Below are 594 nucleotides of genomic sequence, written 5' to 3'. Positions count from 1 at the left end.
AGGTGACTTATGTAAACTCTACCGGTCTATGTGCTTTCTCTTGTACGGAACCTTATTCTACCATGTATCCGTTCAAATCATCCTTTCCCACGTCCGCGCCGTCGATAGTCCCTTCTTCGTTGTGGCTACCGGTAACAGAGCCCTCAGCCAAGGTGAAGTCATCAAAGGCATCCGATGCAAGGTGGTTACTCGCGATAGATCCCTCGGCCAAGGTGAAGTTATCAAAGGCATTCGGACCAAGGTGCCGGCTCTCGATGGATCCCTCGGCGATCAGGGAACCATTCAAGGACCCGTCGGCCACGTTCGCGCCAGTGATAGTGCCTTCAGCAATTTGGCTTCCTGTTATTGAACTCTCGGCCAGGGTGAAGTTATCAAAGGCATTCGGTGCGAGGTGTTTACTCTCGATGGAACCCTCTGCAATCAGGGAACCGTTCAAAGATCCCTCGGCCACGATTGCGCCGGTGATGGTCCCTTCAGCGATCTGGCTTCCTATAACAGAGCCGTCAGCCAGAGTAAAGTTATCAAAGGCATCCGGTGCGAGGTGTTTACTCTCAATGGAACCTTCTGCAATCAGGGAACCGTTCAAGGATCCCT

The 594-nt window shown here is 52.4% G+C and carries 1 pseudogene; it reads right to left on the bottom strand.

Annotated features, from left to right (window positions below):
- Window positions 1–52: 52 nt before the first annotated feature.
- A pseudogene (locus tag RB298_RS25575) lies at window positions 53–594 on the bottom strand (hypothetical protein); the annotation flags it as partial.

The sequence above is a fragment of the Priestia sp. BR_2 genome (assembly GCF_041954005.1).
Lineage (GTDB): Bacteria > Bacillota > Bacilli > Paenibacillales > Paenibacillaceae > Paenibacillus_AQ > Paenibacillus_AQ lautus_A.
Note: the sequence above shows the minus strand (reverse complement) of the source record. Positions and strands in the feature narration are given on the sequence as shown.